The organism is Pseudomonas sp. HMSC08G10 (assembly GCF_001808425.1).
GTDB classification, from domain to species: Bacteria; Pseudomonadota; Gammaproteobacteria; order Pseudomonadales; family Pseudomonadaceae; genus Aquipseudomonas; species Aquipseudomonas guariconensis.
Genome location: NZ_KV793323.1, coordinates 15,395 through 34,284 on the forward strand (window position 1 = coordinate 15,395; position 18,890 = coordinate 34,284).

Below are 18,890 nucleotides of genomic sequence, written 5' to 3' on the forward strand. Positions count from 1 at the left end.
CCGGCAGTGACCTGGTGAATAGGCATGAATGATCTACCGATCGAAGGTTTCACGACCATCAACGAAAGTGCGGCGATGGTCCTGCTGGTCGACGATCAGGCGATGATCGGCGAGGCGGTGCGCCGTGGGCTGGCCCACGAGGAGAACATCGACTTCCATTTCTGCGCCGATCCCCACCAGGCGGTGGCCCAGGCCATGCGGATCAAACCTACGGTGATCCTCCAGGACCTGATCATGCCGGGGCTGGACGGCCTGACGTTGGTGCGCGAATACCGCAACAACCCAGCTACCCAGGATATTCCGATCATCGTCCTGTCGACCAAGGAGGACCCACTGGTCAAGAGCGCGGCCTTCGCCGCCGGGGCCAACGACTACCTGGTCAAGCTGCCGGACACCATCGAGCTGGTGGCGCGGATCCGCTACCACTCCCGCTCCTACCTGACCCTGCTGCAACGTGATGAAGCCTATCGCGCGCTGCGGGTCAGTCAGCAGCAGTTGCTCGACACCAACCTGATGCTGCAGCGGTTGATGAACTCCGATGGCCTCACCGGGCTGTCCAATCGGCGCCATTTCGACGAGTACCTGGAGCTTGAGTGGCGACGGGCGATGCGCGAGCAACAACAGTTGTCGCTGCTGATGATCGATGTGGACTACTTCAAGGCCTACAACGACAGCTTCGGCCATCTGGCCGGCGACGAGGCCCTGCGCCAGGTCGCCGAGGCCATCCGCGGTTCCTGCTCGCGTCCCACCGACTTGCCGGCGCGCTATGGGGGCGAGGAGTTCTCCTTGGTGCTGCCCAATACCTCGCCCGGCGGTGCGCGGCTGATCGCCGAGAAACTGCGCCAGACCGTCCTGGGTCTGAACATCCCCCATACCGCGCCCGAGGCAGACGCGCGCCTGACAGTGAGCATAGGCCTTGCGACCCTCACGCCAAGCGTTGGCAGCCACAGCCGGCAGCTGATCTCTGCTGCGGACAAGGGGCTGTATCTGGCCAAGAACAATGGTCGCAATCAGGTGGGCGTTGCCTGACGCTCTTCGGGTCTGCCGCCAGCGTCCACACCATCAGCGGCGGCCCTCGCGGTTACCGCCCGGCGGGTCTGCCGTCAGGGCGAGGACTGCGTTATACTCGCGGGCTTTTCACCGAATTCGCACGAGTAGCCCGCCCATGGAAATCCAACCGATCCTGAACACCATCAAGGACCTCACCGAACGCTCCCAGTCCATTCGGGGGTATCTTTGACTACGATCAAAAAGCTGATCGCCTGATCGAAGTCAATCGCGAACTGGAAGACCCTGCCGTCTGGAACAAGCCCGAGTACGCTCAGGGCTTGGGCCGTGAGCGCGCCATGCTGGCGCAGGTCGTCGAGACCCTGGACAAACTGTCCAATGGTCTGTCCGACTGCAAGGACCTGCTCGACATGGCCGTCGAGGAAAACGACGAAGGCGCCGTCAACGACGTTGTGACCGAGCTGCAAGGCCTGGAAGAAAACCTGGCCCAGCTTGAGTTCCGTCGTATGTTCAGCGGCGAGATGGACATGAACAACGCCTACCTGGACATCCAGGCCGGTTCCGGTGGCACCGAGGCGCAGGACTGGGCCAACATCCTGCTGCGCATGTACCTGCGCTGGGCCGACAAGCGTGGTTTCGATGCCACCATCATCGAGCTCTCCGAGGGTGAAGTCGCCGGCATCAAGGGCGCGACCGTACACATCAAGGGCGAATACGCGTTCGGCTGGCTGCGTACCGAGATCGGAGTGCACCGCCTGGTGCGCAAGAGCCCGTTCGACTCCGGAGCCCGTCGCCACACCTCCTTCTCGGCGGTATTCGTCTCGCCCGAGATCGACGACAAGGTCGAGATCGAGATCAACCCAGCCGACCTTCGCATCGACACCTACCGCTCCTCCGGTGCAGGTGGTCAGCACGTGAACACCACCGATTCGGCGGTCCGTATCACCCACGTGCCGACCAACACCGTGGTGGCCTGCCAGAACGAACGTTCCCAGCACGCCAACAAGGACACCGCCATGAAGATGCTGCGGGCCAAGTTGTACGAGCTGGAGATGCAAAAGCGCAATGCCGCCTCGCAAGCTCTGGAAGACAGCAAGTCGGACATCGGCTGGGGTCACCAGATCCGCTCCTACGTGCTCGATGACTCGCGCATCAAGGACCTGCGCACCGGAGTCGAGCGCAGCGACTGCCAGAAGGTCCTGGACGGCGACCTCGACCAGTACTTGGAAGCGAGCCTCAAGCAGGGGCTGTAAACCGCACACGACCGCCGCGATACGAGGCCTGCGGCCCGTATCGCGTGCCCTGCCCGACAGGGGCAACGAACACCTGATGGAAACAATGACGACATGAGCGACCTCAAGACCGAATCGCAAGACCTGCAACAGGAAGAAAACGCCCTGATCGCACTGCGCAAGGAAAAACTTGCCGCCGAGCGTGCCAAGGGCAACGCCTTCCCCAACGACTTCCGTCGCGACAGCTACTGCAACGACCTGCAGAAGCAGTACGCGGACAAGACCAAGGAAGAGCTGGAAGCAGCCGCGATTCCGGTCAAGGTAGCCGGTCGCATCATGCTCAACCGTGGCTCATTCATGGTCATCCAGGACATGACTGGTCGCATCCAGGTCTACGTCAACCGCAAGACCCTGCCCGAAGAGACCCTGGCCGCTGTCAAGACCTGGGACCTGGGCGACATCATCAGCGCCGAAGGCACTCTGGCCCGTTCGGGCAAGGGCGACCTGTACGTCGAGATGACCAACGTGCGCCTGCTGACCAAGTCGCTGCGCCCGCTGCCGGACAAGCACCACGGCCTGACCGACACCGAGCAGCGCTACCGCCAGCGCTATGTCGACCTGATGGTCAACGAGGAAACCCGCCACACTTTCCGTGTCCGTTCCCAGGTCATCTCGCACATCCGCAAGTTCCTGATCGAGCGCGACTTCCTCGAAGTCGAGACGCCGATGCTGCAGACCATTCCAGGTGGTGCGGCGGCGAAGCCGTTCGAAACCCACCACAACGCCCTGGACATGGCCATGTTCCTGCGTATCGCGCCGGAGCTGTACCTCAAGCGGCTCGTTGTGGGTGGCTTCGAGAAAGTGTTCGAGATCAACCGCAACTTCCGTAACGAAGGCGTCTCGACCCGGCACAACCCCGAGTTCACCATGCTCGAGTTCTACCAGGCCTACGCCGACTACCGCGACAATATGGACCTCACCGAGGAGCTGTTCCGCGAGCTGGCGCAACTGGTTCTGGGCACCACCGATGTGCCGTACGGCGACAAGGTGTTCCACTTCGGCGAGCCGTTCGCCCGCCTGTCGGTGTTCGAGTCGATCCTCAAGTACAACCCTGAGCTCACCGCCGCCGACCTGCAGGACGTCGACCGCGCCCGTGAGATCGCCAAGAAGGCCGGCGCCAAGGTGCTCGGCCATGAGGGCCTGGGCAAGCTGCAGGTGATGATTTTCGAAGAGCTGGTCGAGCACAAGCTGGAGCAGCCGCATTTCATCACCGAGTACCCGTTCGAAGTGTCGCCGCTGGCCCGTCGCAACGACGAGAACCCTGCCGTCACCGATCGCTTCGAGCTGTTCATCGGCGGCCGCGAGATTGCCAACGCCTACTCCGAGCTCAATGACGCCGAAGACCAGGCTGAGCGTTTCCTCGCCCAGGTGGCCGAGAAGGACGCCGGTGACGACGAGGCCATGCACTACGATGCCGACTTTGTCCGCGCTCTGGAATACGGAATGCCACCTACCGCAGGTGAAGGCATCGGCATCGACCGCCTGGTCATGCTGCTGACCAATTCGCCGTCGATCCGTGATGTGATCCTGTTCCCGCACATGCGTCCACAGGCCTGAGCATCCTGAACAAGCCGCCTTTCGGGGCGGCTTTTTCATGCCTGCGGTTCGAAAATGACTGATTGGTCACGGCGCAGGTGCCGAGTCGTTTTTGAAGCACCACCGAACCTATCAGGCGTGGCCTTGATCGTAATTGGGCCGCAACAAGCTACAACCGTCTTTACTCAAAGCAGAGGGGATCGACCCTCACCGAGATTCAACGAGGTATTCATCGTGACTCCCGCAATGGCCCAACAAGGCGCAGCAGGCGTGGCAAGCGCCGTCGCCGAAAGCGTGCAATACCAGGGACGCAAGACAGCCCGCCAAGGCAGCGAGCAGCGCCGGCAGCAGATTCTCGACGCGGCAATGCGCATCATCGTGCGTGACGGCGTGCGCGGTGTACGTCACCGAGCGGTGGCCGCCGAGGCCGGCGTTCCGCTGTCGGCGACCACTTATTACTTCAAGGACATCGAAGACCTGCTGACCGACACCTTCGCTCAGTACGTCGAGCGCAGCGCCGCCTATATGGCCAAGCTCTGGGCCAGTTCCGAAGTGGTGCTGCGCCAGTTGCTCGCCCAGGGCGACGGCAGCCCCGAGGCCCGGGCACGCCTGGCGGACGAGGTGGCGCGCATGATGGCCGATTATGTCAGCCGTCAGTTGCACACTCGGCGTGACTTCATCATGGCCGAGCAAGCCTTCCGCCAGGAGGCCTTGCTGTGCCCGCGTCTGGCCGAACTGGTCAGCGCCCACGAGCAGATCCTCCTGCACGGCGCACGGCAGATGCTGCAGGTGGTGGGGTCGCGTCAGCCCGAGCAGGATGCTCAGATGTTGACGGCCATAATCGAGCAGATGGAATATCAGGGCCTGCTCAAGGATGCGAATGCGCAAGCCGATGGGCAGATGCTCGCTATCCTTACCCGATACCTGCACCTGGTGCTGGCATCGGCCTAGGCCACGACCGGCCCGAGGGGCGATCGATCTTTTCAAGGAGAACCTGATGAAAGCCTGGCGTCTGGTGTTGTTGACTTTGTCATTCCTGCTGCTCGGTGGATGTCTGGTGACCTTCCATGAGCCTCTGCCCAGCAACCAGGCAGCGCCCAAGGCACTGCTTGGCAAGTGGAGCAGCAAGGACGCCTGGGGCGAGCCGCTCAAGCTCAGCATCAGTCGTGTGGGCGGGGATGCCTATAAAGCGGTGGCCACGGCCAAGGGCAAGGCGCCGGAAGAATATGTCTTTACCGTGTCCCAGCATGGCAATCGCTGGTATCTGTCGGCCGGTGTGCCCAAGCGCCTGGGCGGCAACTTCCTGATCGGCGGCTTCGAGGTCGTCGATGGCAAGGAGCTTGTGCTCTACAACCTCGATGTCGACCAGGTGCAGCAGGCGGTCAAGAAGAAGGAATTGACCGGACGCAGCACCGAGGTGCCGGAGGACAACGGCGAAGGCGTGCTGATCGACAGCCCGTCGGCGCGGGTGCTGGCCTATCTGGACGATCCGGCCAACTCCGACCTGTTCGTCGAGGTGGCACGCTTCCAGCGTAGTGGTAAATAGCGCACTATCGCTGGCTTGGCTGGCCTCTTCGCAGGCGTTCACGCTGTACCTGTGGGAGCGGGTCTGCCCGCGAAGGGGCCGACCACGAGCTTGATTGAACAAGGAGTCCGGGGTGGACGAGTACCAGCAGACCATACGCGCGCTCTCCGACCGCATCGTCGCGGCGCAGACGCCCATCCGCGTGCTCGATGCGGTGAAGTGGGACGACAATATCCGCAACGGCTTTCTCAAGGCCAAGGGCAAGGAGCCCCCGGCCGTGGACCGTGCCTATTACCAGGGGCGACCGCTGTCGTTCGATTCCAACTCGGTGAAGGCCGAGTTCCAGAGCATCGAGCGTGACATCACTCGCCAGCTCGGCCAGTTCAACCCGGTCGGGCAGATCATGCGGCGCATGTGCAAGGAGTACCGCATGGTGGTGCGCATGCTCGAAGCCCGTGGCACCGAGGATTTCGGCCTGATCTCCCAGGAGCTGTATGGCGCGGCCTCCGACGCCTTCCATGCCGGCGACCCGACCCTGGCCGACCTGGGCCTGATGCTGTCCGATTATCTGAACAACATCGACGGCCGGGGCGACCTGAAGGACGAGCCGAAGAACCTCACCGCCAAGGAAGCCGTAGCGATCCTTCAGCGGCGCTTGAACAAGGTCTTCGGCGAGGCCGAGGAAACCATCCGCGTGTTCGAGTCCGACGGTATCGTGGCCGACGCTGCGGCCGGTGCCGATTACATCAAGGTGCGTGCCGACGCGATGTTCAACAGCCGAGACGTGCGCGCGCTGGAGGTCCACGAAGGCCTGGTGCACGTGGGCACCACGCTCAATGGCCTCAACCAGCCGATCTGCACGTTCCTGGCGAAGGGGCCTCCCTCGTCGACCGTGACCCAGGAAGGGTTGGCCATTCTCATGGAGGTGATCGCTTTCGCCTCCTACCCCAGCCGCCTGCGCAAGCTCACCAACCGCACCCGGGCCATCCACATGGTGGAGGAGGGGGCGGACTTCTTGCAGGTCTACGAGTTCTTCCGCGGCCAGGGCTTCGAGATGGCCCAGAGCTACAGCAATGCCAGCCGGGTCTTTCGCGGGTCGGTGCCCAACGGACTGCCATTTACCAAGGACTTGTCCTATCTCAAGGGTTTCATCATGGTTTACAACTACATTCAGTTGGCCGTGAAGAAAGGCAAGCTCGAGCAGATCCCGCTGTTGTTCTGCGGCAAGACCACCCTGGAAGACATGCGCACCTTGCGTCAGTTGGTCGAGGAGGGCCTGGTGGAGCCGCCCAAGTACCTGCCGGAGCAGTTCCGCGACCTCAACGCCTTGTCTGCGTGGATGTGCTTCTCCAACTTCCTCAACCACCTGAGCCTGGATCGTATTGAAGCTGACTACGCGAACATTCTCTGACGCCTGTCGCCGACTCATCCTGGGCTTGCTCGTGTTGGGATTGTCGGGGTGCAGCAGCCTGTTGTTCTTCCCGGAGCCGGGCCTGCCGTTCACCCCGCAGAAGGCGAAGCTCGAATTTCGTGACGTGACCCTCATCGCCGCCGACGGTACGCGTCTTCACGGCTGGTGGATGCCGGCCAAGCCAGGGGTCCAGGTCAAGGGCACGGTATTGCACCTGCATGGCAATGGCGGCAACCTGGCCTGGCATCTGGGCGGCAGCTATTGGCTGCCGGAGCAGGGCTACCAGGTGCTGATGATCGACTATCGCGGCTATGGCCTCTCCCAGGGCAAGCCGAGCCTGCCGGCGGTTTACCAAGACATCGAGGCGGCCATGGATTGGCTGGACAACGCCCCGCAGGTCCAGGGCAAGCCCTTGATGCTGCTGGGCCAGAGCCTCGGCGGCGCCATGGCCATCCACTACCTGGCGGCCCATCCTGAGCAACGTCAGCGCTTCAGTGCGCTGGTATTCGACGGTGTACCCGCCAGCTATCGGGAAGTGGGGCGCTTTGCCCTGAGTACGTCATGGTTGACCTGGCCGTTGCAGGTGCCATTGTCCTGGCTGGTGCCGGACGGCGACAGCGCGATCCGCTCGATCGAGCGCCTGGACACCCCGCCCAAGCTGTTTTTCCACAGCATCGACGACGACCTGGTGCCCATGGACAGCGGCATCCGTCTGTACCAGCACGCCCCGCCACCTCGGGTGCTGCAACTGACCCGAGGCGGGCATGTGCAGACCTTCGCCGACCCGACGTGGCGCCAGGTGATGCTGCGCTTCCTCGACGACCCCAGCCATTTCGATGGCCTTCGGCGACTAGCCGAAGTGCCCAATTACCCTGATGAGAAGAACGCGCAATGAGTGAAGAACGCAACGCCATCCCGATGATCCTGACCGCCGTGGGTACCATCATCGTGACGGTAGGGACCCTTTGGTATTACGGTTACTTGCATTTCGCCAAGCCTGAGGATGCCCTGTTGCTGCAGGACTACACCATGCTCAAGACCCTCCCCGGCGAGGACTACAAAGTCTCCCTCGACCCGGCGCCTCAAGTGGCGCAATGCGTCGACGGTGTGCTGGTATTGTTCGATACCCAGCAGAAGGGCCTGACCGGCGTGCTGGTGGACAACCGCAAGCGTGCTATTCGCTGTATGGGGCAGGAGACCCCGCAGCAGCTGCAATGACCTGCGTTCTGGATGCCTTCGCGGCGAAAGCCGCGAAGAACCAGGACAGACAAAGAAAAGCCCCGCGACGATCGCGGGGCTTTTTTGTTTCATTGCGCCAGCCTTACTGTTGGATCTGGCTTACCGAACGCGGCTGCACCGGCTGGTTGTCATTGGAGATGGTCACCTCCACCCGACGGTTCTGGGCGCGGCCAGTGTTGCTGCCGTTGTCGGCGACCGGGTACTCCTTGCCGTAACCCTGGGCGACGATGCGTGCCGGGTCGACACCTGCGCGTACCAGGGCCATGCGCACGCTGTTGGCGCGGCGTTCCGACAGGCCTTGGTTGTAGCTCGCCGAGCCGACGCTGTCGGTGTATCCCTCGACGATGACCTTGCGCTCAGGGTTTTCCTGGAGGAACTGGGCCAGCTTGGTGATGTTGGGGTAGGCGCTGCTCTTGAGCTCGGCCTTGTTGAAGTCGAACAGTACATCCCCGAAGGTCACCAGGGTGCCTCGATCAGTCTGCTTGGCGTTGAGGCTTTCCTGCAGCTTGCGGATCTGTGCGTCACGGGCGTCCAGGCGGGCCTGGGCGCGTTGTGCGGAGGCGTTCTTCAACTCGTTTTCAGCCGAGCGCAGGGCGATGGTCTGCTTGGCCACTTCCACGCGCTGGTTGGTCAGGTAGGCCAACTGGTCGACTGTCTTGTCGTCCTCGCGCTCCATGAATGCCTTGTCGGCTTTGTTCAGCCAGTCCTGGGCGTCCTTGGTCTCGAGGGCCGCCAGCTTGCTGGCCTGCGGATCGCTTTGCAGGCTGGAGAAGTTGGTGCGGGCGGACTCGAGATTGGGGTTCGGATCATGGGAGCAGGCAGCAAGGCCTACGCTCAGGGCCAGCAGGGTGGGGATCATGAGATAATTGCGCATAGTGTTCATCCTTTAATCAATGACGAAGGCTCAAGCGGGGCAGGGCAGCGCTCATTCGGCGCTGCGCAGGCCTTCCTCGCGAAGGTCCTGGACACCTTCACGGCTGTCCTGCAGGGCCTTCTGCGCCTTGGCGGCCTGAGCCTTGCGCTCGGCCACGCGTGCATCCCACTCGGCTTGTTCAGCCAAGCGCTTGGCTTCGTCGTACTGCTTGTCATGCATGGCAATCTCGGCCTGCTTGAACTTGTCCTGGGCAGCCTTCATTTCCACGGCGGCAAACTCGGTGCCACCGGCGCTGACCGCGGAATTGACCGCGGACTGGGTGACGGCGTATTGCTCGGAGGGCGGTTTTCCGGCACAACCGGCCAGCAGCAGGCTGCCGCCCAGCGCCAGCGCGGCGAGCTTGAGCCCGCGCAGCGGCGTGGAGGAGGGGTGAGGTGTGCGGGTCTTCATGATGGTCAGCTCCATGGGATCACTCCTGTTTACGACGGTATCCTTAGCAGTCCATCGCTTTTTCCCTGTCATCTGCGCGCATTTCGGCCGAACTGTGCACAACGGCGTGTGTGCAGGGTTTTAGCGTGATGGCTACAGGCTGTGACTTGGGCTTTTTTCCGATAGTTCAGAAAAAAATGCCGAGCCTGTGCAGACGTGCAAGGGCCGTGGAAGGGGATCGGTGGGAAATCAAGACTGTGCGACAAGGGGAACGGGGCGAGGCGGGGCGGCAGTCCCGTGCCCCGCCAACGCGGGGGCAAGTGTCAACTCGAAAGACTTTTCGACAGTGCCTGTTCGGCCTGCACGTAGGCGGGTGTCTTGCCGATGTCGGCGTAGATCTCCTCGCCCTCCTCGACACGGATCACCTGTGAGCCTTTGACGTAGGGAATGGCCTTTTCCGCCTCCTTGATGGCGGTTTGCAACAGACTCTCCGTGACGAAGGCCTCGTCCAGCCCGTAGGCCTGCGCGAATGCCTTGATCTTGACCAAGTCCTGCTTGTGCAGGGTAAGGGTGTATTCGACGCGTTCGCAGCTCTCGCGGGCCTTGGATTCCCAGCTGTCCAGCATGTGCCTGAAGGTGTCCATGGAAAACTCCTCGCTCGAAACCTGAAGTGGGCATGACTTCGGATGCCTTGCATTCACTTTAGTTGCTCGGCGCCGAACCGGCTTGCCAGTACGGCCTTGCCATGGGCACTCTTGGGCAATGTTCCTGAGCGGATGCGCGGTGAGCCGCGCCGGAGAGAAGGCCGATGACCGATATCGATGTACGCTTGCGTGAGGATGTCCATCTGTTGGGTGAACTGCTGGGCGAGACCATTCGCCAGCAGCATGGCGAGGCGTTCCTGCAGAAGATCGAAGACATCCGCCACAGTGCCAAGGCCGACCGCCGTGGCGCTGCCGAGCAACTGAGTTCGACCTTGGGCGATCTGGCCGACGACGACCTGCTACCGGTGGCGCGGGCTTTCAACCAGTTTCTCAACCTGGCGAACATCGCCGAACAGTACCAGTTGATCCGCCGTCGCGATGTTGGCCAACCCGAGCCTTTCGAAGCGCACGTGCTGCCGGAATTACTGACCCGGCTGAAGCAGGCCGGTCATTCCGACGATGCCCTCGCCAGGCAGTTGGCCAAGCTGGACATCCAGCTGGTGCTCACCGCCCATCCCACCGAAGTGGCCCGCCGTACACTGATCCAGAAATACGATGCCATCGCCGGCCAGTTGGCTGCGCAGGATCACCGTGACCTGACACCTGCTGAGCGCCAACAGGTGCGTGAACGCTTGCGGCGTCTGATCGCCGAGGCCTGGCACACCGAGGAAATCCGGCGCACCCGGCCGACGCCGGTGGACGAGGCCAAGTGGGGCTTCGCGGTGATCGAGCATTCCTTGTGGCAGGCGATCCCTAACCACCTGCGCAAGGTAGATCACGCGTTATTCGAAGCGACCGGTCTGCGCTTGCCGCTGGAATCCGCGCCGATCCGTTTCGCCTCCTGGATGGGCGGCGATCGCGATGGCAACCCCAATGTCACCGCGGTGGTGACCCGCGAAGTGCTGCTGCTGGCCCGCTGGATGGCGGCTGACCTATTCCTGCGTGACATCGACTACCTGGCTGCCGAGCTGTCGATGCAGCAGGCCAACAATGCCCTGCGCGAGCGCGTGGGTGACAGTGCCGAGCCTTATCGCGCCTTGCTCAAGCAAGTGCGCGAACGCCTGCGCGCTACCCGTGCCTGGGCCCACGTGGCGCTGAGCAGCGCCCAGGCACCTGGGGCTGATGTGCTGACCAGCAACCGTGAGCTGATCGAGCCGCTTGAGCTGTGCTATCAGTCCTTGCATGAATGCGGCATGGGTGTCATCGCCGACGGTCCGCTGCTCGATACCCTGCGCCGGGCCGTGACCTTCGGCTTGTTCCTGGTGCGCCTGGACGTGCGCCAGGACGCCGCCCGGCACCGCGACGCGCTGACCGAAATCACCGACTACCTGGGCCTGGGGCGCTATGCCGACTGGGACGAGGAACAGCGCATCGCGTTCCTTCAGGCGGAACTGAAAAACCGCCGGCCGTTGTTGCCTGCGCACTTCAAGCCCGACGCCGAGACCGCCGAAGTGCTTGCCACCTGCCGCGAGATTGCCGCCGCGCCAGCGGCTTCGCTGGGGTCCTATGTCATCTCCATGGCCGGTGCCGCATCCGATGTGCTGGCTGTGCAATTGCTGCTCAAGGAGGCCGGCCTGACCCGGCCCATGCGCGTGGTGCCGCTGTTCGAGACCCTCGCCGACCTGGATAACGCCGGGCCGGTGATGGAGCGCCTGCTGGGCCTGCCGGGCTATCGTGCCAGCTTGCATGGACCGCAGGAGGTGATGATCGGCTATTCCGACTCGGCCAAGGATGCAGGTACCACAGCGGCGGCCTGGGCCCAGTACCGGGCTCAGGAAAACCTCGTGCGCATCTGTCGAGAGCATCAGGTCGAGCTGCTGTTGTTCCATGGCCGTGGTGGCACCGTCGGCCGAGGTGGCGGGCCAGCCCACGCAGCGATCCTGTCGCAGCCACCCGGCTCGGTGGGCGGGCGGTTCCGCACCACCGAGCAGGGCGAAATGATCCGCTTCAAGTTCGGCCTGCCTGGCATCGCCGAGCAGAACCTCAACCTGTATCTGGCCGCCGTGCTTGAGGCAACCCTGTTGCCGCCGCCACCCCCGCAGCCCGCCTGGCGCGAGCTGATGGACCAGCTTGCTGCCGACGGCGTCAAGGCGTATCGCGCCGTGGTGCGGGAAAACCCGGACTTCGTCGAGTACTTCCGCCAGTCCACGCCGGAGCAGGAGCTCGGACGCCTGCCGCTGGGCAGCCGTCCGGCCAAGCGCCGTGCCGGCGGCATCGAGAGCCTGCGTGCTATTCCGTGGATCTTCGGCTGGACCCAGACGCGCCTGATGCTGCCGGCCTGGCTGGGCTGGGAGACGGCCCTGAGCAATGCCCTGACGCGTGGGCAGGGCGAGCTGTTGGGACAGATGCGTGAACAGTGGCCATTCTTCCGCACCCGAATCGACATGCTGGAGATGGTGCTGGCGAAAGCCGATGCCGAGATCGCCAAGGCCTACGACGAACGTCTGGTGCAACCACACTTGCTTTCCCTGGGGGCACATCTGCGCGACCTATTGTCGCAGTCGTGCCAGGTGGTGCTGGGTTTGACCGGGCAATCGGTGCTACTGGCGCACAGCCCCGAGACCCTGGAGTTCATCAGCCTGCGCAATACCTACCTGGACCCGCTGCATCGCCTGCAGGCCGAGTTGCTGGCGCGCTCGCGCAGCCGGGAAGCCGCTCTGGACAGCCCGTTGGAGCAGGCCCTGCTGGTCACGGTGGCGGGTATCGCCGCAGGTCTTCGCAATACCGGTTGAGGCGTTCGGCGGCTGACCTTGGCTGGGGGCTGCAGGCCCTTCGGCCGAGGTTGTGCTGGCAGGTTGCGCCGGGCGCAACCGCGCCGTGAAACTGGCCCAAGTGGCGATTTCCTGCAACTTTGGGACGCTTGTCTGGTTGCTGGGCGCTGTGTATCTTGAGCAGCCTTTTGACCGATTTTCGGTCTCACCCGATTTTTCGGACTTGGCCTTCTGCGCCGAATCCGTTGATTTACATAGAAAAATATGAGGAGCACAAGATGCGCGTAATTCTGCTGGGAGCTCCCGGGGCCGGTAAAGGTACTCAGGCAAAGTTCATCACCGAGAAGTTCGGTATTCCACAGATCTCCACCGGTGACATGCTGCGTGCCGCCGTCAAGGCCGGCACCCCGCTGGGCCTTGAACTCAAGAAAGTCATGGATGCCGGCCAGCTGGTTTCCGACGAGCTGATCATCAGCCTGGTCAAGGAGCGCATCGCCCAGCCGGATTGCGCCAAGGGCTGCCTGTTCGATGGCTTCCCGCGCACCATTCCCCAGGCCGAGGCCATGGTCGCCGCAGGTGTCGACATCGACGCCGTGGTCGAAATCGCCGTTGACGACGAAGAGATCGTCGGCCGCATGGCCGGCCGCCGTGTGCACCTGGCTTCGGGTCGTACCTACCACATTCAGCACAACCCGCCGAAAGTGGAAGGCAAGGACGATGTCACCGGCGAAGACCTGATCCAGCGCGACGACGACAAGGAAGAGACCGTGCGTCACCGCCTGTCGGTATACCACAGCCAGACCAAGCCGCTGGTGGACTTCTACCAGAAGCTCTCGGCCGCCAACAACGGCAAGCCGAAGTACAGCCACATCGAAGGTGTCGGCTCGGTCGAGGCGATCACTGCCAAGGTGCTGGCAGCCCTGAGCTGATCCATCTCCGTGCGTCACGACGGCCCGCTTGCGGGCCGTTGTCGTTTATACTGCCGCTCTTTTCCCCGTTGCTTGGATACCTCGTTCGATGACCACCCTGCTGGCCCTGGATACCGCTACCGAAGCCTGTTCCGTCGCTCTGCTGCATGACGGCAAGGTGACCAGCCATTACGAGGTGATCCCGCGCATGCACGCGCAAAAGCTGCTGCCGATGATCAAGCAGTTGCTGGCCGAGTCAGGCGTGGCGCTCAGCGACGTGGATGCCATTGCTTTCGGTCGTGGCCCCGGGGCGTTCACCGGGGTGCGGATCGCCATCGGTGTGGTCCAGGGCCTGGCTTTCGCTCTCGAGCGCCCGGTGCTGCCGGTCTCCAACCTGGCGGCGCTGGCCCAGGGTGCGCTGCGTGAGCGCGGGGTGCAGCAGGTCGCCGCCGCCATTGATGCCCGTATGGACGAGGTGTACTGGGGCTGCTATCAAGCCCATGACGGCGAGATGCGCCTGGTAGGGCGCGAGGCGGTGTTGCCGCCAGAACGTGTGCAGCTACCGGAGGCCTGCACCGGCGAGTGGTTCGGCGCCGGCACCGGATGGGGTTATGGCGAACGGCTGGCCGTGCCGGTGAGCGCAAGCGATGCCAGCTTGCTGCCCAACGCCCTGGACATCCTCGAGCTGGCCCGCTTCGCTTGGGCACGCGGCGAGGCCATCCCGGCCGAGCAGGCGCAACCTGTGTACTTGCGTGACAACGTAGCGACACCCAAAGCGCGCTGAGCCTATCGTCAGTCGGCGCAGCGATGTCGCAACCTTTTGTGCGAACTGTGGTCCAGTTATCAATTGGGCATTAGCGAGGGATCTCTGATGCTGCTAGATTGCCATCATTGATCCTGAGTGCCTTGTCCATGCGTATCGATGGTTTCTCCTCCCAGTCCTATCCGATCAAGCGCACCCCGCGCAAGGCACCGGTGCGCGACGAGAACATCGACGATGCCGAACTGGTCGAGGACGTCGAAGCCCCTCAAGAGCCCCGCACCAACCGCCGTTCCGGTGGTCTGCCAGCCCGCCAGCAAGACATGATCTTTCCTCGTGCCCGTGATCGACGCACCGCAACCGCTCTGGCCAGCTACCTGGCCACCGCCGGCTTCACCGACTGGGAGATGGAAGTGCTGGGGCTGGACCTGTACATTTGATGGATGAATCCATCGCCCCTGCCTTACTTTCTCGGTTGTCCGTCCTGGAGTGAAAACGCCTGGCGCGACTACCTCTATCCCGCCGACGCCCGTCCTGCTGAATTTCTCGGCCTGTACAGCCGGGTGTTCAATGCCGTCGAAGGCAACACGACCTTCTATGCTCGTCCCGCGCCTGCCACGGTGGAGCGTTGGGCGCAGGTCATGCCCACGCATTTTCGCTTCACCGCCAAATTTCCGGGGGATGTGACCCATGAGGGTGACCTGCGTGAGCATCTGGAGTCCGCGCTTGCCTTCACCCGGCTGATGGCGCCGTTGGGCGAGCGGGTTTCGCCGTACTGGTTGCAGCTATCGGCCCAGTTCGGCCCTTCGCGGCTTGGCGAGCTGTGTCATTTTCTCGACCAAATCGGCGTGCCGGTGGCGGTCGAGGTGCGCAACGAGACGTTTTTCGCCCGGGGCGAAGAGGAGCGCCAGCTCAACCGGCTGTTGCACGAGCGGGGTGTCGAGCGCATCTGCCTGGACCCTCGGGCGCTGTTCAGTTGCACCTCGCGCGAGCCGGGTGTATTGCATGCACAGTCCAAGAAACCACGGGTCCCGCCACGTCCGGCCGCATTCAGCCAGCACCCTCAGGTGCGATTCATCGGGCATCCGGTGCTGGAGGCCAACGAGAGCTTTCTCACGCCTTGGGTGGAAAAGGTTGGCGCCTGGATCGAAGAAGGGCGCAGTCCCTATGTCTTTTTGCATACCGCCGACAACCTGCAGGCCGCGGCCCTGGCCCAGCGTTTTCATGAGCGCCTGATGGCGCGCTTGCCGGGTCTTGCCCCTTTGCCGGAATTGCCGCGTGCGCCCGAGGTCGAACAACTGGGACTACTCTGACGACTCCTGATCATCTGCCGGAGGTTGTGACCATGGATGTGCAAACCCTGCGAGCCGAAGCCTTCAAGGCCTTGCATGAGCGTGAGGGCGCTTTCGTCATTCCCAACCCTTGGGACGCAGGTTCTGCCCGCCTGCTGGCAAGCCTCGGTTTCGAGGCCCTGGCCACCACCAGCGCAGGCTTTGCGTTCAGCCTGGGACGGCCGGATGCCGAAGGCGCCTTGAGTCTGGAGGAAACCCTGGGTAACGCCCGGTCGATCGTCGATGCGACTCCGTTACCTGTGGCCGCCGATCTGGAGAACGGCTTCGGTGACCTGCCACAGGATTGTGCCGAGACGATCCGGCGCGCGGCCGAGGTAGGGCTGGTGGGCGGCTCGATCGAAGACGCCAGCGGTCGCTGCGACGACCCCATCTACGACTTCGGCTTGTCGGTGGAGCGGGTGCGCGCCGCCGTGCAGGCTGTTCGTGCGCTGCCGTTTCCCTTCACCCTCTGCGCCCGCGCGGAGAACCTGCTGCACGGGCGCCTGGACCTGGATGACACCATCCGGCGCCTGCAAGCCTATGCCGAGGCGGGTGCCGATGTGCTCTATGCCCCAGGCCTGCGCGACGTCGAAGAAATCCGCGCCGTGGTGCAGGCGGTCGCGCCCAAGCCTGTCAACGTGCTGATGGGGCTGGCTGGTGTGCCGCTTAGCGTGAACCAGTTGCAGGACCTGGGGGTGAAGCGCATCAGCGTAGGCTCCTCGCTCGCACGCGCCGCGCTGGGAGCGTTGCAGCAGGCGGCGCTGGAGATCCGTGATCAGGGCTCGTTCGGCTACAGCGCGCAGGCCCTGCCGTTTGCCGAGCTCAACGACCTGTTCCGTCGCTGAGGCGCTCGTGCGTGTTGCCACGCTGCTGGTTGTCGGCCTGATGTCAATGGCGGCCCTGGCGTGGTATCTGGGCTGGCGACCACCTGCCGCCTGGAACCCCTGGGCGGTGCTGGACGTGCGCCAGCCGCCCAACTTCCTGACGCCCTACAAGCTCGCGCGCCTGCGCGAGAACCCACGTTTGTGCCTGCAGGCCTTGCAGACATCGGCCTTGCGCTACCGGCCACAGGCCGACAGCGCGCCCACGGCCAATTGCCCGCTGCGCAACGTGTGGCGAATCGAAGCTGGCGAAGCGCGCCTTAGCAGTAGCTTCCTGGCGTCTTGCCCATTGGCGGTGGCCTACGCGTTGTTCGAAAAGCATGGACTGCAGCCCGCGGCGCAACGAATTTTTGGCCAGCCCGTGGTCCAGGTCGAGCATTTGGGCAGCTTTGCCTGCCGAAATGTGTACCACCGCAAACAAGGTCGGCTAAGCCAGCATGCCAGCGCCAATGCATTGGATATCACGGGTTTTCGCCTCAAGGATGGACAACGCATCGTGCTGGCGAGGGATTGGCAGAAGGGCGGGGAGAAGGCGGCGTTTTTACGGGAGGTCCATGACGCGGCCTGCAACAGTTTCAATACGGTGCTGGGGCCGGACTACAACGCGGCGCACCACAACCACTTTCACTTGGACATGGGGCTCTGGCAGGTCTGCCGCTGAGTTCAGGCGTGCGTGCGCACGTTGTTCAGCACTACCGGGCGCGCCCAGTGAAGGTCGAACTCCAGATCGTTCTGCTGTTTGGCCAAGGTGGGTTCGTCGTAGGGCTCGGGGGCGTTTTCCAACAGATCCGTTTCGAACTCGGCGATGGGCAGGAACAACGCCCGCGGCGACGGCGCCGGGCCAGGCTCGGGAAGCGGATGGCCCTGACTCATGACCACTGGGCGCAACCAACTGTTGCTCAAGTCGAGCTGGCGCTGTTGTTCGATCAGTTCGGCGGTGCTGAACGGCTCGGGTGCGTTTTCCAGCAATTCGGTCTCGAATTCGGCCTTTGGCAGGAACAGCGGCTCGGGCGGCTTGACCTCGGTGTCGTGGACATCGCAGCTACGCTGGACATGGATCTGCGCCAGGGTGCGCACACCACCCAGCGGTTCACCGCTTTCCTTGTCGACCTGCTTGGCGATGGCTTGGCTGACCGGGTCCGCTTCTGTCCCTTGCTGCTCGGCCAACGCGCGGGCGAAGAAATCCTGCCACAGGTGGCTTACGCCCCCGAGTGCCTGGGTGTTCTGTCGACCGTAATTGCCGACAGGCGACAGGTAGGTCAAGCCGATGGGAAGGGTTTCTGACATGGCAGTCGCGCGCGTTGTGCTCTGGCAGAATAGCGGATACTGCGTGTATCGGCGGTGGCCGGGATTTCATTAATTTTTTCGAGTGCGCGAACCGATGGTGGAGCTAGAGCAGGGCATGGGTATCAGGGTCGAGGCGTTGTCGGCTGAGTTCCAGGCCCAGGCACAAGTGTGGGCCGAGCGCCTGGGTGTGCCGCTGGTGGATGACGAGGCGGGGTTTGCCGTGCAGGTCGGGCCTGATGGGTTGCAGATCCAGCAGCTAGGGCCGCAGGCGCCGGGACCGGTGCGGGTGGACTTCGTCGAAGGGCAGGCGGCGCATCGACGGCTCTATGGCGGGGGTAACGGGCAGATGATCGCCAAGGCCGTCGGCATCGCCCAAGGCGTCCGCCCCCAGGTGCTCGATGCCACGGCAGGCTTGGGCAAGGATGCGTTCGTGCTGGCCAGCCTGGGCTGCCAGATGACCCTGATCGAGCGCCAGCCGCTGATTGCAGCCCTGCTCGAGGATGGGCTGGCACGGGCGCGTGGTGATGAAGAGGTGGGGGCGATCGTCGAGCGCATGCGCCTGCTGACCGGCAATGCCATCGAGCGTATGCGGGCTTGGGAGGGCGAGCCGCCCCAAGTGATCTATCTCGACCCGATGTTCCCGCATCGGGACAAGAGCGCGCTGGTGAAGAAGGAAATGCGGGTGTTCCGGCCCTTGGTCGGTGATGACCTGGATGCGCCAGCATTGTTGGAGGCGGCGTTGGCGTTGGCGTCGCACCGGGTGGTGGTCAAGCGACCACGCAAGGCACCCATTATCGATGGGCCCAAGCCGAGCCACAGTCTGGAGGGGAAATCCAGTCGGTATGACATTTATCCCAAGAAGGCGCTCAAGGCTTGATTGGGATTGGGATTGGGATTGGGATTGGGTTTTGAGGTTTGTGGGCTTATCCGTTTTATTTATCGACGGTTAATCACCTTTCCGTCTTTACGGCGGGTCACTTTTGGTCTTGGCCAA

Annotated in this window: 20 protein-coding genes; 16 read left to right on the forward strand and 4 right to left on the reverse strand. The window is 63.2% G+C overall.

The window, feature by feature from the left end; all coding sequences use genetic code 11:
• The first annotated feature begins 24 nt into the window (after positions 1–24).
• The 8 genes from HMPREF3173_RS18040 to HMPREF3173_RS18075 all read left to right on the forward strand — a co-directional run bounded on the left by HMPREF3173_RS18040 (position 25) and on the right by HMPREF3173_RS18075 (position 7,990).
• A complete protein-coding gene (locus HMPREF3173_RS18040; protein ID WP_070575172.1) occupies positions 25–1,029 on the forward strand; it encodes a response regulator in 1,005 nt (334 codons plus the stop codon).
• Positions 1,030–1,165: 136 nt separating this feature from the next.
• Positions 1,166–2,261, forward strand: a protein-coding gene (prfB, locus tag HMPREF3173_RS24435; RefSeq protein WP_102082206.1) for a peptide chain release factor 2 whose coding sequence is annotated in 2 segments (ribosomal slippage) — positions 1,166–1,237 and positions 1,239–2,261 — 1,095 coding nt in all. Because the reading frame shifts where the segments join, the coding sequence is not laid out codon by codon here.
• A 93-nt stretch (positions 2,262–2,354) separates the two neighbouring features.
• Positions 2,355–3,857 carry a lysine--tRNA ligase gene (gene lysS, locus HMPREF3173_RS18050; RefSeq protein WP_043213762.1) on the forward strand — a complete coding sequence of 501 codons (1,503 nt, stop codon included), beginning with the start codon at positions 2,355–2,357 and terminating at the stop codon, positions 3,855–3,857.
• A gap of 225 nt (positions 3,858–4,082) precedes the next feature.
• Positions 4,083–4,787, forward strand: a complete 705-nt coding sequence (locus HMPREF3173_RS18055) for a TetR/AcrR family transcriptional regulator (RefSeq protein WP_043213763.1) — start codon at positions 4,083–4,085, stop codon at positions 4,785–4,787.
• Positions 4,788–4,833: 46 nt separating this feature from the next.
• Positions 4,834–5,382, forward strand: a complete 549-nt coding sequence (locus HMPREF3173_RS18060; RefSeq protein ID WP_043213765.1) for a hypothetical protein — start codon at positions 4,834–4,836, stop codon at positions 5,380–5,382.
• Positions 5,383–5,494: 112 nt separating this feature from the next.
• On the forward strand, positions 5,495–6,772 hold the full coding sequence (locus HMPREF3173_RS18065; protein ID WP_043213767.1) for a flavohemoglobin expression-modulating QEGLA motif protein: 1,278 nt from the start codon (positions 5,495–5,497) through the stop codon (positions 6,770–6,772).
• The gene (locus tag HMPREF3173_RS18070) at positions 6,744–7,667 is read left to right on the forward strand and encodes an alpha/beta hydrolase (RefSeq protein WP_070575175.1); all 924 of its coding nucleotides are present in this window, start codon (positions 6,744–6,746) and stop codon (positions 7,665–7,667) included. Before HMPREF3173_RS18065 ends, HMPREF3173_RS18070 begins: the two co-directional genes overlap by 29 nt.
• Positions 7,664–7,990, forward strand: coding sequence for a PA3694 family proteiin (locus HMPREF3173_RS18075; RefSeq protein ID WP_043213771.1), 327 nt, complete (start codon positions 7,664–7,666; stop codon positions 7,988–7,990). Before HMPREF3173_RS18070 ends, HMPREF3173_RS18075 begins: the two co-directional genes overlap by 4 nt.
• 103 nt (positions 7,991–8,093) lie before the next feature.
• On the opposite strand, the gene HMPREF3173_RS18080 is transcribed toward HMPREF3173_RS18075, so the two are convergent.
• From HMPREF3173_RS18080 to HMPREF3173_RS18090, 3 genes are all read right to left on the reverse strand, one after another.
• Entirely contained in the window at positions 8,094–8,885 is a 792-nt protein-coding gene (locus tag HMPREF3173_RS18080) for a lipotoxin F family OmpA-related lipoprotein LptF (RefSeq protein ID WP_070575180.1), read from the reverse strand.
• A gap of 51 nt (positions 8,886–8,936) precedes the next feature.
• Positions 8,937–9,350, reverse strand: a complete 414-nt coding sequence (locus HMPREF3173_RS18085; protein WP_043213775.1) for a DUF4398 domain-containing protein — start codon at positions 9,348–9,350, stop codon at positions 8,937–8,939.
• 287 nt (positions 9,351–9,637) lie between these two features.
• Positions 9,638–9,958 carry a hypothetical protein gene (locus tag HMPREF3173_RS18090; RefSeq protein ID WP_070575184.1) on the reverse strand — a complete coding sequence of 107 codons (321 nt, stop codon included), beginning with the start codon at positions 9,956–9,958 and terminating at the stop codon, positions 9,638–9,640.
• A gap of 164 nt (positions 9,959–10,122) precedes the next feature.
• Here HMPREF3173_RS18090 and ppc point away from each other — a divergent pair, with 164 nt between their 5' ends.
• From ppc to HMPREF3173_RS18125, 7 genes are all read left to right on the forward strand, one after another.
• Complete coding sequence (gene ppc, locus HMPREF3173_RS18095; RefSeq protein ID WP_070575187.1) at positions 10,123–12,750, forward strand: phosphoenolpyruvate carboxylase; 2,628 nt, start codon at positions 10,123–10,125, stop codon at positions 12,748–12,750.
• Between the two features lie 257 nt (positions 12,751–13,007).
• Positions 13,008–13,658 (forward strand): adenylate kinase, encoded by a 651-nt coding sequence (gene adk, locus HMPREF3173_RS18100; RefSeq protein WP_070575190.1) that lies wholly within the window; start codon positions 13,008–13,010, stop codon positions 13,656–13,658.
• A gap of 88 nt (positions 13,659–13,746) precedes the next feature.
• Positions 13,747–14,421, forward strand: a complete 675-nt coding sequence (gene tsaB / locus HMPREF3173_RS18105) for a tRNA (adenosine(37)-N6)-threonylcarbamoyltransferase complex dimerization subunit type 1 TsaB (protein WP_070575193.1) — start codon at positions 13,747–13,749, stop codon at positions 14,419–14,421.
• A gap of 128 nt (positions 14,422–14,549) precedes the next feature.
• Positions 14,550–14,837 (forward strand): hypothetical protein, encoded by a 288-nt coding sequence (locus tag HMPREF3173_RS18110; RefSeq protein ID WP_070575208.1) that lies wholly within the window; start codon positions 14,550–14,552, stop codon positions 14,835–14,837.
• Positions 14,838–14,840: 3 nt separating this feature from the next.
• Complete coding sequence (locus HMPREF3173_RS18115; RefSeq protein WP_070575196.1) at positions 14,841–15,710, forward strand: DUF72 domain-containing protein; 870 nt, start codon at positions 14,841–14,843, stop codon at positions 15,708–15,710.
• A gap of 32 nt (positions 15,711–15,742) precedes the next feature.
• On the forward strand, positions 15,743–16,573 hold the full coding sequence (locus HMPREF3173_RS18120) for an isocitrate lyase/PEP mutase family protein (RefSeq protein ID WP_070575199.1): 831 nt from the start codon (positions 15,743–15,745) through the stop codon (positions 16,571–16,573).
• Positions 16,574–16,613: 40 nt separating this feature from the next.
• Positions 16,614–17,270, forward strand: coding sequence for an extensin-like domain-containing protein (locus HMPREF3173_RS18125; RefSeq protein ID WP_070575211.1), 657 nt, complete (start codon positions 16,614–16,616; stop codon positions 17,268–17,270).
• A 2-nt stretch (positions 17,271–17,272) separates the two neighbouring features.
• Here the strand turns inward: HMPREF3173_RS18125 and HMPREF3173_RS18130 are convergent, their stop codons facing one another.
• Positions 17,273–17,896, reverse strand: coding sequence for an energy transducer TonB (locus tag HMPREF3173_RS18130; RefSeq protein WP_070575202.1), 624 nt, complete (start codon positions 17,894–17,896; stop codon positions 17,273–17,275).
• Positions 17,897–18,011: 115 nt separating this feature from the next.
• On the opposite strand from HMPREF3173_RS18130, the gene HMPREF3173_RS18135 reads away from it, so the two are divergent.
• Entirely contained in the window at positions 18,012–18,773 is a 762-nt protein-coding gene (locus HMPREF3173_RS18135; protein WP_371906692.1) for a class I SAM-dependent methyltransferase, read from the forward strand.
• Positions 18,774–18,890: the final 117 nt, after the last annotated feature.